This is a genomic window from Pseudomonas neuropathica (assembly GCF_051174785.1).
Lineage (GTDB): Bacteria > Pseudomonadota > Gammaproteobacteria > Pseudomonadales > Pseudomonadaceae > Aquipseudomonas > Aquipseudomonas neuropathica_A.
In genome coordinates this window covers 5,167,949-5,182,817 of sequence record NZ_CP195111.1, presented here as the reverse complement: position 1 = coordinate 5,182,817, position 14,869 = coordinate 5,167,949, and the positions used below count along the sequence as shown (strand labels likewise).

At 59.1% G+C, this 14,869-nt stretch carries 15 protein-coding genes; 11 read left to right on the top strand and 4 right to left on the bottom strand.

Going from position 1 to position 14,869, the window contains the following annotated elements; translation table 11 throughout:
• Positions 1-151: 151 nt before the first annotated feature.
• The 8 genes from gcl (at position 152) to ACRRSD_RS23430 (ending at position 9,879) form a co-directional block, all read left to right on the top strand.
• Positions 152-1,927, top strand: a complete 1,776-nt coding sequence (gcl, locus tag ACRRSD_RS23465; protein ID WP_008083509.1) for a glyoxylate carboligase — start codon at positions 152-154, stop codon at positions 1,925-1,927.
• Between the two features lie 193 nt (positions 1,928-2,120).
• The gene (hyi, locus tag ACRRSD_RS23460) at positions 2,121-2,903 is read left to right on the top strand and encodes a hydroxypyruvate isomerase (RefSeq protein WP_435035604.1); all 783 of its coding nucleotides are present in this window, start codon (positions 2,121-2,123) and stop codon (positions 2,901-2,903) included.
• A 159-nt stretch (positions 2,904-3,062) separates the two neighbouring features.
• Positions 3,063-3,956, top strand: a complete 894-nt coding sequence (locus tag ACRRSD_RS23455) for a 2-hydroxy-3-oxopropionate reductase (protein WP_007919937.1) — start codon at positions 3,063-3,065, stop codon at positions 3,954-3,956.
• 153 nt (positions 3,957-4,109) lie between these two features.
• On the top strand, positions 4,110-5,384 hold the full coding sequence (locus tag ACRRSD_RS23450) for a glycerate kinase type-2 family protein (protein WP_435035602.1): 1,275 nt from the start codon (positions 4,110-4,112) through the stop codon (positions 5,382-5,384).
• The gene (pyk, locus tag ACRRSD_RS23445) at positions 5,381-6,796 is read left to right on the top strand and encodes a pyruvate kinase (protein ID WP_435035601.1); all 1,416 of its coding nucleotides are present in this window, start codon (positions 5,381-5,383) and stop codon (positions 6,794-6,796) included. The genes ACRRSD_RS23450 and pyk overlap by 4 nt, the downstream gene beginning before the upstream one ends.
• Before the next feature lie 219 nt (positions 6,797-7,015).
• Positions 7,016-7,930, top strand: coding sequence for an urea transporter (locus ACRRSD_RS23440; RefSeq protein WP_435035599.1), 915 nt, complete (start codon positions 7,016-7,018; stop codon positions 7,928-7,930).
• A 21-nt stretch (positions 7,931-7,951) separates the two neighbouring features.
• Positions 7,952-8,776 carry an ion transporter gene (locus tag ACRRSD_RS23435; protein ID WP_122844877.1) on the top strand — a complete coding sequence of 275 codons (825 nt, stop codon included), beginning with the start codon at positions 7,952-7,954 and terminating at the stop codon, positions 8,774-8,776.
• A gap of 104 nt (positions 8,777-8,880) precedes the next feature.
• On the top strand, positions 8,881-9,879 hold the full coding sequence (locus ACRRSD_RS23430) for a sulfate ABC transporter substrate-binding protein (RefSeq protein WP_435035597.1): 999 nt from the start codon (positions 8,881-8,883) through the stop codon (positions 9,877-9,879).
• Between the two features lie 240 nt (positions 9,880-10,119).
• On the opposite strand, the gene ACRRSD_RS23425 is transcribed toward ACRRSD_RS23430, so the two are convergent.
• Positions 10,120-10,731, bottom strand: a complete 612-nt coding sequence (locus tag ACRRSD_RS23425) for a hypothetical protein (protein ID WP_435035596.1) — start codon at positions 10,729-10,731, stop codon at positions 10,120-10,122.
• A 241-nt stretch (positions 10,732-10,972) separates the two neighbouring features.
• Here ACRRSD_RS23425 and ACRRSD_RS23420 point away from each other — a divergent pair, with 241 nt between their 5' ends.
• Entirely contained in the window at positions 10,973-12,160 is a 1,188-nt protein-coding gene (locus ACRRSD_RS23420) for an MFS transporter (RefSeq protein WP_435035594.1), read from the top strand.
• 69 nt (positions 12,161-12,229) lie between these two features.
• On the opposite strand, the gene ACRRSD_RS23415 is transcribed toward ACRRSD_RS23420, so the two are convergent.
• The gene (locus ACRRSD_RS23415) at positions 12,230-12,634 is read right to left on the bottom strand and encodes a type II toxin-antitoxin system HicB family antitoxin (RefSeq protein WP_064390887.1); all 405 of its coding nucleotides are present in this window, start codon (positions 12,632-12,634) and stop codon (positions 12,230-12,232) included.
• Positions 12,634-12,846, bottom strand: a complete 213-nt coding sequence (locus tag ACRRSD_RS23410; protein ID WP_435035593.1) for a type II toxin-antitoxin system HicA family toxin — start codon at positions 12,844-12,846, stop codon at positions 12,634-12,636. Before ACRRSD_RS23410 ends, ACRRSD_RS23415 begins: the two co-directional genes overlap by 1 nt.
• Before the next feature lie 506 nt (positions 12,847-13,352).
• Between ACRRSD_RS23410 and ACRRSD_RS23405 the strand changes: the two genes are divergently transcribed.
• On the top strand, positions 13,353-13,820 hold the full coding sequence (locus tag ACRRSD_RS23405; protein ID WP_016987495.1) for a helix-turn-helix domain-containing protein: 468 nt from the start codon (positions 13,353-13,355) through the stop codon (positions 13,818-13,820).
• A complete protein-coding gene (locus tag ACRRSD_RS23400; RefSeq protein WP_435035591.1) occupies positions 13,817-14,392 on the top strand; it encodes a PIN domain-containing protein in 576 nt (191 codons plus the stop codon). Before ACRRSD_RS23405 ends, ACRRSD_RS23400 begins: the two co-directional genes overlap by 4 nt.
• 57 nt (positions 14,393-14,449) lie before the next feature.
• Here ACRRSD_RS23400 and ACRRSD_RS23395 read toward each other — a convergent pair whose 3' ends face one another.
• The gene (locus ACRRSD_RS23395) at positions 14,450-14,854 is read right to left on the bottom strand and encodes a hypothetical protein (protein ID WP_016987493.1); all 405 of its coding nucleotides are present in this window, start codon (positions 14,852-14,854) and stop codon (positions 14,450-14,452) included.
• Positions 14,855-14,869: the final 15 nt, after the last annotated feature.

Here is a 14,869-nt window from a genome sequence, read left to right as displayed (position 1 = left end):
CGCTACATGCGACGAAAAGCCACACTCAGAGAGGCTTCCGACGAATGAAACAGACGCTTGAGAAAATGGATTGACCTGCGCCGTCCGCCGTGAATAAACTCTGCGCAAAGCCACTTGTATACAATTACAAAACGTAAAGAGGCACAAAACCATGAGCAAAATGAGAGCAATCGAAGCCGCCGTTCTGGTGATGCGCCGTGAAGGGGTTGATACCGCTTTTGGCATCCCGGGCGCTGCCATCAACCCGCTGTACTCCGCCTTGCAGAAAGTCGGTGGCATCGATCACGTCCTTGCTCGCCACGTTGAAGGCGCCTCGCACATGGCCGAGGGCTACACCCGCACCAAGGCCGGCAACATCGGCGTGTGCATCGGCACTTCCGGCCCTGCCGGTACCGACATGGTCACCGGGCTCTACAGCGCCTCGGCCGACTCGATTCCAATCCTCTGCATTACCGGCCAGGCACCCCGCGCCCGTATGCACAAGGAAGACTTCCAGGCTGTCGACATCACCAGCATCGTCAAGCCAGTCACCAAGTGGGCGACCACTGTTCTGGAACCGGGCCAAGTGCCTTACGCGTTCCAGAAAGCGTTCTTTGAAATGCGCTCCGGCCGTCCAGGCCCGGTGCTGATCGACCTGCCATTCGACGTACAGATGGCCGAGATCGAATTCGACATCGACGCCTACCAGCCGCTGCCACTGGCCAAGCCGACCGCGACCCGCGTTCAGGTCGAGAAGGCTTTGGCTTTGCTGGATCAAGCCGAGCGTCCACTGTTGGTTGCCGGCGGCGGCATCATCAACGCCGACGCCAGCGATCTGCTGGTTGAATTCGCTGAACTGACTGGCATTCCGGTTATCCCGACCCTGATGGGCTGGGGCACCATCCCGGACGATCACCCGCTGATGGTCGGCATGGTCGGTCTGCAAACGTCGCACCGTTACGGCAACGCGACGATGCTGAAATCCGACGTGGTGTTGGGTATCGGTAACCGTTGGGCCAACCGTCACACCGGTTCGGTTGACGTGTACACCGAAGGCCGCAAGTTCATTCACGTCGACATCGAAGGCACGCAGATCGGTCGTGTGTTCACCCCGGATCTGGGCATCGTTTCCGACGCCGCTGCTGCGCTGACCGTGTTCATCGAAGTCGCTCGTGAATGGCAAGCCGCCGGCAAACTGAAAAACCGCAGTGCCTGGCTGCAAGATTGCCAGCAGCGCAAAGCCAGCCTGCACCGCAAGACCCACTTCGACAACGTGCCGGTCAAACCGCAACGCGTTTACGAAGAAATGAACCAGGTGTTCGGCAAGGACACCTGCTACGTCAGCACCATTGGTCTGTCGCAGATTGCCGGCGCGCAGTTCCTGCACGTCTACAAGCCGCGTCACTGGATCAACTGTGGCCAGGCAGGCCCGTTGGGCTGGACCATTCCGGCAGCGCTGGGCGTGGTGAAGGCCGATCCGAACCGCAAAGTCGTGGCCCTGTCGGGGGACTATGACTTCCAGTTCATGATCGAAGAACTGGCGGTCGGCGCTCAGTTCAAGCTGCCGTACATCCACGTCGTGGTGAACAACTCGTACCTGGGTCTGATCCGTCAGGCACAGCGCGGGTTCGAAATGGACTACTGCGTGCAGCTGTCCTTCGATAACCTGAACGCGCCGGAACTCAACGGTTACGGTGTTGACCACGTCGCAGTGGCTGAAGGCCTCGGCTGTAAGGCGCTGCGTGTGTTCGAACCGTCGGAAATCGCCCCTGCCCTGCGCAAGGCCGAACAGATGATCGAAGAGTTCAAGGTGCCGGTGATCGTCGAGATCATTCTGGAGCGTGTGACCAACATCTCCATGGGTACCGAGATCAACGCAGTCAACGAATTCGAAGACCTGGCGCTGGTCGGCAACGATGCGCCAACGGCGATTTCGCTGCTTGATTGATCGCTTTTAGCCCCCTCTCCCTATGGGCGGTCCGACGTTTCGGGAGGGCTGGGGTGAGGGAAAGGTTTTGCGGTGATCGCAAAATTCGGATCAGACTCAGGATCCCCCTCACCCTAACCCTCTCCCCCAGGAGAGGGGACTTGATCGCGTTCAGTCTGACCAACCGTGTCACATCCGTTTTTAGGAGACCACCATGCCGCGTTTCGCAGCCAACCTGTCCATGCTGTTCACCGAACAGGATTTCCTTGCCCGTTTCGACGCCGCCGCCAAGGCCGGTTTCAGCGGTGTCGAGTACCTGTTCCCGTACGACTTCAGCTCCGCCGAAATCAAGGCCAGGCTCGACGCCAACGGTCTGACCCAAGTGCTGTTCAACCTGCCGGCCGGTGACTGGGCCAAGGGCGAGCGCGGTATCGCGTGCCTGCCGGATCGGGTCGAAGAGTTCCGCGCCGGTGTCGATCTGGCGATCGCTTACGCACAAGTGCTGGGCAACACCCAGGTCAACTGCCTGGCCGGTATCCGCCCGCAAGGCGTTGACGATGCCACGGTAGAAAAGACCTTCGTCGCCAACCTGAAATACGCCGCCGACAAGCTGCAGGCAGTGGGCATCAAACTGGTGATGGAAGCGATCAACACCCGCGACATCCCGGGCTTCTACCTGAACAACACGGCGCAGGCCCTGTCGATTCGCGAGCAGGTCGGCAGCGCCAATCTGTTCCTGCAATACGACATCTATCACATGCAAATCATGGAAGGCGATCTGGCCCGCACGCTGCAATCGCACCAGGGCGAGATCAACCATGTGCAGCTCGCGGACAACCCAGGACGCAACGAGCCGGGCACGGGTGAAATCAACTACCGGTTCCTGTTCGAACACCTCGATCGCATCGGTTATCAGGGTTGGGTTGGCTGTGAATACAAGCCGCTAACCACCACCGAAGCAGGTCTGGGCTGGCTGAAAAGCCACAACGCAATTTAAGAACACTGCAAAAACCCTGTGGGAGCGAGCTTGCTCGCGAATGCGGTGGTTCAGTCAACACGGATATTGAATATTCCACCGCATTCGTGAGCAAGCTCACTCCCACACAGAGCAGCTCCCCTATTTGCTTGAGCAAGACAAAAACAAGAGGATTTTCTCATGGCTAAAATCGGATTTATCGGCACCGGCATCATGGGCCACCCAATGGCTTCGAACCTGCAGAAAGCCGGTCACAGCCTGTTCCTGTCGGCGCACCACGACGCTGCCCCTGCCGATCTGGTGGCCGCTGGCGCCGTTGCCCTGGCCAACCCGCGCGAAGTCGCGCAGGAAGCTGAATTCATCATCGTCATGGTCCCGGACACCCCGCAGGTCGACGACGTACTGTTCCGCGCCGACGGCGTTGCAGCCGGCCTGAGCAAAGGCAAAATCGTTATCGACATGAGCTCGATTTCGCCGACTGCCACCAAAGCGTTCGCGGCGAAGATCAACGAGAAAGGCGCGCAGTACCTCGACGCACCGGTTTCCGGCGGTGAAGTCGGCGCTAAAGCCGCAACCCTGAGCATCATGATCGGTGGCGACGCCGATGCCTTCGAACGCGCACTGCCGCTGTTCCAGGCCATGGGCAAAAACATCACCCTGGTCGGTGGCAATGGCGACGGTCAGACCGCCAAAGTTGCCAACCAGATCATCGTCGCCCTGAACATTCAGGCTGTCGCTGAAGCCCTGCTGTTCGCCTCGAAAAATGGTGCCGATCCAGCCAAGGTGCGTGAAGCACTGATGGGCGGTTTCGCGTCCTCCAAGATCCTTGAAGTGCACGGCGAGCGCATGATCAAAGGCACTTTCGATCCAGGCTTCCGCATCAGCCTGCACCAGAAGGACCTGAACCTGGCCCTGCAAGGCGCCAAGGAGCTGAACATCAATCTGCCGAACACCGCCAACGCCCAGCAAGTGTTCAGCACCTGCGCAGCGATCGGTGGCAGCAACTGGGACCACTCGGCGCTGATCAAAGGTCTGGAACACATGGCCAACTTCTCGATTCGCGACAACAAGTAAAGCCTACGCAAACCCTGTGGGAGCGAGCCTGCTCGCGAAAGCGGTTGCACATTCAACATCCATGTTGGCTGACACACCGCCTTCGCGAGCAGGCTCGCTCCCACAAGGGTTCCGAGTTGCCCTTTCGAATAACAAGAATTCCGGGAGCCCGCCATGTCGGTCGATCCGCAACAACTGCTGCGCGAGCTGTTTGCCACAGCCATCGACGCGGCCCATCCGAACCAGGTCCTCGAAGCCCATCTGCCTGCCGACCGTAGCGGTCGGGTGATCGTCATCGGCGCCGGCAAAGCCGCCGCCGCAATGGCGCAAGTGGTCGAGCGCTGCTGGGAAGGTGAAGTGTCTGGCCTGGTTGTGACCCGTTACGGTCACGGCGCCCCGTGCGAAAAAATCGAAGTGGTCGAAGCCGCGCATCCGGTGCCGGACGCTGCCGGTCTGGCCGTAGCCAAACGCGTGCTCGAACTGGTCAGCAACCTGACTGAAGACGACCGCGTGATCTTCCTGCTCTCCGGTGGCGGCTCGGCCCTGCTCGCATTGCCGGCTGAAGGCATCACCCTCGCCGACAAGCAGTCGATCAACAAAGCCCTGCTCAAATCCGGCGCGACCATCGGCGAGATGAACTGCGTGCGCAAGCACCTCTCGGCGATCAAGGGCGGCCGCCTCGGCAAAGCCTGCTGGCCTGCCACTGTTTATACCTACGCGATTTCCGATGTACCGGGCGACCTCGCCACGGTCATCGCGTCCGGGCCGACCGTGGCCGACCCAAGCACTTCCGCTGAAGCGTTGGCGATCATCAAACGCTACGGCATCGAGATCCCCGCTTCCGTACGCAACTGGCTGCAAAGCCCTGAGTCGGAAACCGTCAAACCCGGCGATCCGAGTCTGGCGCGCAGCCACTTCCAGTTGATCGCCCGCCCGCAGCAATCGCTGGATGCGGCGGCGGTGAAATGCCGCCAGGCCGGTTTCAGCACGCTGATCCTCGGCGACCTCGAAGGTGAGTCGCGCGAAGTGGCAAAAGTCCACGCCGGCATCGCCCGCCAGATCATCAATCATGGTCAGCCATTGGCAGCGCCGTGCGTGATTCTCTCCGGCGGCGAAACCACTGTGACCGTGCGCGGCAATGGCCGTGGTGGTCGCAACGCCGAATTCCTCTTGAGCCTGACCGAGAACCTCAAAGGCCAGCCCGGCGTTTACGCCTTGGCCGGTGACACCGACGGCATCGACGGCTCGGAAGACAACGCCGGCGCGATCATGACCCCGGACAGCTACGCCCGCGCCACCGCCCTTGGCCTGAGCGCCAGCGACGAGCTGGATAACAACAACGGCTACGGCTATTTCGCGGCGCTCGATGCGCTGATCGTCACCGAGCCGACCCGCACCAACGTCAACGACTTCCGCGCCATTCTGATCCTTGAGAGCTGCAAATCATGACGCCTGATAAAAAGGTCAAAATCCTCGCCACCCTCGGGCCAGCTGTCGATGGCATCGAAGACATCCGTGAACTGGTCGAGGCCGGGGTGAATATCTTCCGCCTGAACTTCAGCCACGGCGATCACGCCGACCACGCCAAACGCTATCAGTGGATCCGCGAAGTCGAGCGCCAGCTCAACTACCCACTGGGCATTCTGATGGACTTGCAGGGGCCGAAACTGCGCGTCGGCAAGTTCGCCGACGGCAAGGTGCAACTGCATCGTGGGCAGGCGTTCCGTCTGGATCTGGACGCGACGCCGGGCGATGAACGCCGGGTAAATCTGCCGCATCCAGAAATCATCGCCGCACTGGAAGCGGGCATGGACCTGCTGCTCGACGACGGCAAGCTGCGTCTGCGCGTGGTCAGCAAATACGCTGACGCGATCGACACCACCGTGCTCAACGGTGGCGAACTGTCGGATCGCAAAGGCGTCAACGTGCCGCAAGCGGTGCTCGACCTCAGCCCGCTGACCGCCAAGGATCGCCGCGACCTGAGCTTCGGGCTGGAACTGGGTGTGGATTGGGTCGCGCTGTCGTTTGTGCAGCGACCGCAAGACATCATCGAAGCGCGCGAACTGATCGGCGACAAAGCCTTTCTGATGGCGAAAATCGAGAAGCCTTCCGCTGTTGAACAGTTGCGCGAAATCGCTGAATTGAGCGACGCGATCATGGTCGCTCGCGGTGACCTCGGCGTCGAAGTGCCGGCGGAAAGCGTGCCGCAGATTCAGAAGAACATCATCACCACTTGCCGCGAACTGGGTAAACCGGTGGTGGTGGCGACGCAGATGCTGGAATCGATGCGCTTCTCCCCTGCCCCGACCCGCGCCGAGGTAACGGACGTTGCCAACGCCGTGGCCGAAGGTGCCGATGCGGTGATGCTGTCGGCGGAAACTGCGTCCGGCGAGTACCCGCTGGAAGCCGTGCAGATGATGAGCAAGATCATTCGTCAGGTGGAGAACGGCCCGGATTATCAGACGCAGCTCGACGTCAGTCGGCCGAAGGCTGAAGCGACTGTTTCCGATGCGATCAGCTGCGCGATCCGTCGTATCAGCAACGTGCTGCCGGTGGCGGTGCTGGTCAACTACAGCGAATCGGGCACCTCGAGTTTGCGTGCAGCGCGGGAACGGCCGAAAGCGCCGATCCTCAACCTGACGCCGAACCTGCAGACCGCACGGCGTTTGAGCGTGGCATGGGGCATTCACTCGGTGGTCAACGATCGCCTGCGTCAGGTCGACGAAGTCTGCTCGACCGCGCTGGAAATCGCCCAGGCCCAAGGCATGGCCGAGCGTGGTGACACGCTGCTGATCACTGCCGGTGTGCCGTTCGGCCAGCCTGGATCGACTAACTCGCTGCGGATCGAAACGTTGATCTAAAGACAGCGACACAACCTGTGGCGAGGGGGGCAAATCCTCTGGACACAGAGTTCCTATGACAAAGAGATTCATCGTTTTTACTGGCCTCTTCGCGAGCAAGCTCGCTCCCACAGTTAATTTGTGTGAATCACAAACTCAATGACTGAACAGAGATTCAGTGTGGGAGCGAGCTTGCTCGCGAAGCAGGCGACTCGGTTTCACTGACTTTCAGAACTGCCCATGCCTGCCAATCATTTCAACACCCACTGCCCCGACTGGGCCGAGGCTTTGCTCAACGGTTTCAGTCAGATATTCCTCCAGCGCCATCCGCTGTGCGGCCTGCTGTGCCTGCTGGCGATCCTGCTGACCGCGCCGGTGCTGTTCGCCGGTGCGCTGCTCGGTGCCGTTGCCGGATTGCTCACCGCGCAACGACGCAACTACGCCAAGGCTGATCGTCAGGCCGGACTGTTCAGCTACAACGGCATCTTGCTTGGCCTGTTGCTGAGCCTTTATTTCCCTTGGTCGCCGCTGCTGCCACCGCTGATTCTCGCCGCTGGCGGCCTGAGCGCGATGATCACGCAGCAGTGGCTTAAATACGTGTACAGCAGCCGATCGATTCCGGCCTATACCTCGCCGTTCGTGGCCATGAGCTGGGTATTGCTGCTGTTTGCCGAACCTTCGGCGCCGATGGCGCACATCGAGATGAACACGCTGAACGTGCTTGCCGCCGAATTGCGCGGTTTGGGCCAAGTGATGTTCCTTGGTCATCCACTGGCCGGCGCATTGATCGCCATCGGTTTGCTGATCGCTGATCGCCGGGTGTTTTGCTGGGCAATGCTCGCCTCGGCGATCGGCCTTGGTTCGAGCCTGTTGCATCACGAAACCAGCGCCGCTTTGCTCGGTCTCGGCAGCTACAACGCCGTGCTCGCCGCCCTCGCCTTCAGCACGCAACGCCAACAACCATGGCTACCGCTGCTCGGTATCGTGCTGGCGCTGCTGGTCACGCCACTGTTTGCCGCCGTCGGCCTCGCTACTCTGACCGCGCCGTTCATCCTCGCTGGCTGGCTGATCCGCGCCGGGATTCAGATGCTTGGCAAAGCCGTCGTCGAGCGTGCGCCTTGCGCTCATGGGGAGAATCAACCTAGGCTGCGCTGATCTTCGATTCAGGCGTTATCCATGGACAGCAGCAACGATTGGCGCGAACGGCTTTACGTGATGATTTTCCAGAGCGACACCCGCGCCGGGCGTCGCTTCGACGGCATTCTGCTGTTGATCATCCTCGCCAGTCTGGTGATCGTGATGCTCGACAGTATCGACAGCATCCACCAGAACTACGCCGATGTGCTGGCCTACATCGAGTGGGGCTTCACGATCATCTTTCTCGGCGAGTACATCCTGCGTCTGTACTGCTCGCCCAAGCCGTTGCGCTACGCCTTCAGCTTTTACGGGCTGGTGGATTTGCTGGCGATCGTGCCGGGCATCCTCGCCCTGTATTACAGCGATGCGCAGTACCTGCTGATTATCCGGATCATTCGGATGTTGCGGATCTTCCGCGTGCTCAAGCTCAGCCCGTACCTCAAGCAAGCCAATTATTTGATGTCGGCGCTGCGCGGCAGCAAGCAGAAGATCGTCGTGTTTTTGGTCAGCGTCTGCACGCTGGTGACGGTATTCGGCACCTTGATGTACGTCATCGAAGGCCCGGAACACGGTTTCACCAGCATCCCCAAAGGCATCTATTGGGCGATCGTCACGTTGACCACCGTGGGTTTCGGCGACATCGTGCCGAAGACCCCGCTGGGCCAGGTAATTTCATCGCTGGTGATGATCACCGGTTACTCGATCATCGCCGTGCCGACGGGGATTTTCACCGCCGAACTGGCCAACGCCATGCGCGGTGAACAGCTGCAACACGACTGCCCGGTGTGCAAGAAAAACAGCCATGAACATGGCGCGGCGTTTTGCTCGCGGTGTGGCAATGCACTGTTCAAGAAACTGGAATAAGCAAAGAGCTTTTTAATCTTTAAACGACTATGCGCGCCCCGTTATAGTCAGTGGCAATTGAACATCACCCCCTGCTCCTACACAGATAAAACAAGGAATGCGCAGTGAAAAAACTCTTTGGCGCCTCACTTCTCGCCGCCGGTCTGGCCTTGGCCAACATCGCTCAGGCAGCCCCGACGCTGCTTAACGTTTCCTACGACGTGATGCGCGATTTCTACAAGGACTACAACACTGCGTTCCAGAAACACTGGCAAGCCGAACACAACGAAAACATCACCGTGCAGATGTCCTTCGGCGGTTCGAGCAAGCAAGCGCGCTCGGTGATCGACGGCCTGCCGGCCGACGTCATCACCATGAACATGGCCACCGACATCAACGCCCTCGCCGACAACGGCAAACTGGTGCCGGAGAACTGGGTCACCCGTCTGCCGAACAACAGCGCGCCGTTCACCTCGGCCACGGTGTTCATCGTCCGCAAAGGCAACCCGAAAGCCTTGAAAGACTGGCCGGATCTGCTCAAGGATGGCGTGCAAGTGATCGTGCCCAACCCGAAAACCTCGGGTAATGGCCGCTACACCTATCTGTCGGCCTGGGGTTATGTGCTGAAGAACGGTGGCGATGAAAGCAAGGCCAAGGACTTCGTCGGCAAATTGTTCAAGCAAGCGCCGGTGCTGGATACCGGTGGCCGCGCCGCAACCACCACGTTCATGACCAACCAGATCGGCGACGTGCTGGTGACCTTCGAAAACGAAGCGGAAATGATTGCCCGCGAGTTTGGTCGTGATCAGTTTGAAGTCGTCTACCCAAGTGTTTCGGCTGAGGCTGAGCCACCAGTTTCTGTGGTCGACAAAGTGGTCGACAAGAAGGGTTCACGTGCGGCGGCGGATGAGTACCTGAAGTACCTGTGGTCGCCGCAAGGTCAGGAGATTGCGGCGGCAAACTACCTGCGTCCGCGTGATCCGGCGGTGTTGGCGAAGTACACCGACCGTTTCCCGAAAGTTGATTTCCTCTCGGTGGAGAAGACCTTTGGTGACTGGCGCACGGTGCAGAAGACGCACTTTAATGATGGTGGGGTTTTCGATCAGATTTATAGCGGGCAGTAAGGTTTAGGCTGGTATGAAAAAGGCGATCCACTGAGGTCGCCTTTTTTTGTGGCCGCAATACCCTCACCCCAGCCCTCTCCCGGAGGGAGAGGGAGCCGACCGAGATGTCTCGGGTCAAACATCGACCTGAAAGATTGCGTCGATTATGGATTCACTGAAGCACGTTCAGGTCGGTGTACCTCTCAAGCATCCCCCAATCAGTCCCCTCTCCCTCCGGGAGAGGGTTAGGGTGAGGGGCTTTTACATCGGCGGAGTGACGCCATCCTTGCCGGCGGAAATCGATTGCGCCGTCAGCGTGCCATCCGCACTCTGCGTGACGAACGTAACGATCTTCACCCCAACCTTCAGCAAGCTCCGATCCCCCGGCACCAAATTCACAATCGGCACATCCTCCGGCACCAGAATCTTCTGCTGCCCGCCCTTGTAGTTCACCGTCAACACCCGCCCATTGCTCACCACCAGATCGCCGACGCTGCCATTGGTCATGCTGCTGCCCTTGGCCAGATCGAGCGGTCGATGCCCGTCGCCACTGCCCGCCAGTTCCGGCGGGAACACATGCACCTCCAGCGCCTTGAGCGTGCCATCCTCCTGCGGTATCGCCGCCGAACCGATGTAGCTGCCAGGTTTGATGTCTTCGATATTGGCCAGGGTGACCGCGCGAACCTTGGTGTCGCCAGTCAACTGGATCACCACGTTCTCGCCGCTGTTGACGTGGACTTTCAAGGTGTCGGCGCTGACCCCAGTGATCTCGCCGCGCACACCCATGCGCATCCCCGGTGCGTCGGCGGCCTGCACGCTCGTCGCGCCGAGCAGGCTAGTCAGGACAATCGTTGCGATAAGACGAAGCTTCATTGCAATCCTCCGGTCATGAATGTTGAACAAGCCGATGAAACATAAGCACGCTATCGAACAGGATGTAAGTGAATGTATCATCGACCCACAACGGCCGGACGCAAAGTCCGCCGATGAATGACGCGCCGTTAGCCCCAGGTCATTCCGCAATGGAATAACTGATATCAACCGCCCGCGCCTTCTGCCCTTGCGGATTAATCCTTAGCCTCACCGCATCCCTTTCGCTGGATCGAGAAACGATATGACCGCCACAACCCACACAATGACCCGAGGCATGGTGCTGCTGTTCGCCTTCTGCTGCGGCGCCATCGTTGCCAACATCTACTACGCGCAGCCGATCATCGGCCTGATCGCGCCCGACATTGGCCTGAGCGACACCATGGCCAGCTTCATCGTCTCGCTGACGCAGATCGGTTATGCGCTGGGCCTGTTTTTCCTCGTGCCGCTGGGTGATCTGCTGGAGAACCGCCGATTGATGATCATCACCACGGTGGTAGCGATTGCCAGCCTGCTGGCGGCGGCGTTTACCGATCAGCCGAATGTGTTTCTGCTGATCTCGTTGCTGGTCGGTTTTAGCTCGGTGTCGGTACAGATTCTGATTCCACTGGCAGCGCATCTCGCACCGGAAGAGTCTCGCGGTCGTGTGGTCGGCGGGATCATGGGCGGCTTGCTGCTAGGTATTCTGCTGGCGCGGCCGGTGTCGAGCGTGGTGGCCGACCACTTGGGCTGGCGCGCGATGTTCATGATTGCGGCTGCATTAATGGCGGCGATCAGCGTTGTATTGGCGCTGACCGTACCCAAGCGCCAACCGGATCACAGCGCTACTTATGGCCAATTGATCGGCTCACTGTGGACGCTGCTGCGCCAGCAACCGGTATTGCGTCAGCGCGCGTTTTATCAGGGCTGCATGTTCGCCACGTTCAGCCTGTTCTGGACCGCGGTGCCGCTGGAACTGGCGCGTAACCATGGCCTGTCGCAAAGCGAAATCGCCATCTTCGCCCTGGTCGGCGCCATCGGTGCCATCGCCGCGCCGATCAGCGGACGCCTGGCCGACGCCGGCCACACCCGCATCGCTTCGCTGCTGGCCATGCTGTTCGCCAGCCTGAGCTTCCTGCCCGCCTTCATCCACCCGGCCTACAGCGTCATCGGCCTGGCCGTGACCGGCGTGGTGCTCGACTTCTGCGTACAGATGAACATGGTCCTCGGCCAACGCGCGGTCTATTCGCTGGACGCGAAAAGCCGTGGCCGTCTGAACGCGCTGTACATGACCAGCATCTTTATCGGTGGCGCATTCGGTTCGTCGGTGGCCAGTGCGGTGTATGAACATGGCGGCTGGCTGTGGATCGTGATTGTGGGGAGTGCGTTCCCGCTGCTGGCGTTGTTACGGTTTTTGAGTGCTTCGCAGCGCAGTTCATTGGCAACGGCGTAAGGTGGCAAAAGCTTCGCGAGCAGGTTCGCTCCCACAGGTTATTCACTGAGCCTGGGGGAGCGATGAAGCTTAATAACGAACCAGTTTCTCCATCGCCGCATCTGCCAGAAAGGAGGAGCGGCTTTTGACGTTGTGTTCGCGCACATAACGGTCGATGCGCTGAATCACATAACCGGGCAGCGTTACGTTGACCTTCTCGGTCTTGCCGAGATAGGGCGAAATGTCCAGCTCGAGCATGCCCCAGCCCATGTCGGCAAAGTCCGGATTACTACGATGAGCGGATGCCGAAGTCGGCATAGGAATCGACTCCCCGTCCGCCGCAATCTCCTGCAGCATGATGTGGGCGACTTCGACCGCCGCCTTGTAGGCATCTTCAAAGCTATCCCCTGCCGTTACTGCGCCGGGAATATCGGGGATCTGAATACCGATGGCGGTATTTTCGTCACCCCATTCAATGCAGATTGGATATTGCATTATGGATTTCCTTGATAACTGGCTGGCGGGTTGTGCAACCCGGCACGCCTCCTGATGCTTTTGACCGTCCCCAGTGGCAAATCCTTTTTCGGGTGAGGAACGGGAATGGTGTACGGGTTGTATCGGTGCCTGAAGATGTGATGACTGCCAGTGACCCGATCCAGCGTCCAGCCCGCCTCCTCCAACTCCTTGATCAATAGCCTGCTTTGCACCAACCGCCTCCTTGCCTTGGCCTCATAAAAATAACTCTAGAGTTACCTTTGCTCAAGCAAAGAAATTCTGGAGGCGACGTCCGGTTGTTTTACAGAATGTGATTGATTGCATCGCAACCGGACCCGATCACACTTAGCGGCTCACATCCAAAGCCCTGAATAATAGAAGACCAGAAGAGATTGCTATGGCAATGGCGGTTTCTACCTTCATAACAGAGCGGCTTCATCACCGGGCAGACATTGTTCGTCGATGGCGGCGCCTCGGTCGGTAAAGCCTCGTTTTAATCAACAACACGACTCCCCGTAGGGGTGGACGCTGCCGGATCAGGATTTGTGTGCGGTGTTTCCGACGGGCGGATGGCGAGTGCCAAGGCAAGGGCGATTGTTGAGTGTGTCCACGGGCTTCTAGTGAGCAACCATTGACGCCTAAAGTTTCGTTTATTGCGATTTTCGTTTAATTCGAATAACGTCCCGACATTGTCTTTTCAGAAAGCTGGAACACCATCATGTCGATTGTTATTCATCCGCCGGTCACCCTCCCCGTAGAGCGCGAGATCAAAGCCGCCATCGAGGGCCAGCGTGCCTTGGCCGCTTACCTCGCTACCCAATTCGAAACCCAGCACATACAGATCTTCGATGAGCAGAACGAAGCTCATCGTGTCGAGTTGCCAACGTCGGCCCTGCGCCTGCTTGCTGACATTCTTGCAGCGCTGGCAGAGGGCAACGCCGTTAAAGTCGTGCCAGTACACGCCGAACTGACCACTCAGGAAGCCGCTGATCTGCTCAATGTCTCACGCCCGCACATGATTAAACTGCTGGAAAGTGGCGAGATTTCCTACCACAAAACCGGCAAGCACCGACGTGTGCGCTTTGCCGATCTGATGGATTATAAGACCCGGCGTGACAGCGCCAGCGAGCAGGCAATGATGCTTCTCGCAGAGCAGGCACAAGCGTTAAGGACAGGTTACGAGTGAGGCATTCCTCTTTCACTGCTGTATACGATGCATGTGTTTTGTACCCAGCCCCATTGAGAGACTTTTTGATGTGGTTAGCCCTCTCAGGGCGATTTCGGGCACGATGGACAAAGGAGATTCACGGCGAATGGAAACGCAATCTGTTGAAGAACCGCATTGACCTGACAATCGAGCAATTGGATCGCACCTCGGAGCTGATGGATCAGGCGATTCCCGATGCCTGGGTCTACGACTATGAAGATTTGATCAGCGGATTGTCATTGCCCGATCTGGATGACCGCCATGTTCTGGCAGCCGCGATTCGTTGCAATGCTGGCGTGATCGTGACGTTTAATTTGAAAGATTTTCCTGAAAAACACCTCGCCCCTTTCGGTATTGAGGCGCAACACCCGGACGAGTTCGTCGAAAACCTGTTTCATCTGGATTCGGCAGCCGTTGTCGCGGCCGCACAGCGTCAGCGCAAACAGTTGAAAGCACCCACGCTGGACATTGAATCGTTTTTAAATCTGTTGCAGCGCCAAGGGCTGACGCAATCAGTTCAGGCACTCAGCGGGTATCGCGCCATGCTTTGAGTTCACTACGCGCAAACGACAGACAGCAAAACGGCGATCCGAGGATCGCCGTTTCATTCACTGCCCGAACTGCTTGCCCAATCCCGGTGGCACGCCGTGGATGTTGGTGTCTTCCCACGGGCCGTTGGGGCTGACCGAGCGGCTCCAGCCGTTGTTCCAGCGGTAGTAGGTGCGCTGGCGGTAGAAGGTGTTGGTCTGGTCGTCGAGGACATAGACGCCGAGTTTCTGATCCCAATGGCTGTTGCCGCCCGGTGGTGGGGCGAAGCTGGCCGAGGTGCGCGGCACCGGTTTGGCCGGTTTCGCCGGGATGCTTTTGCCTGGGGTCGGCGAGGTCGATGGGGTCGGGCTTGGCTGCGACGGCGGGATTGGCGGCAGATTAGTGGTCGGTTCCGGTCGTTGCACCGCACATGCACTCAAGCCCAGGGCCAGTGTGAGGACTGTGATTCGGGCGATGGTGTGCATGGCGGTGCTTTCCTG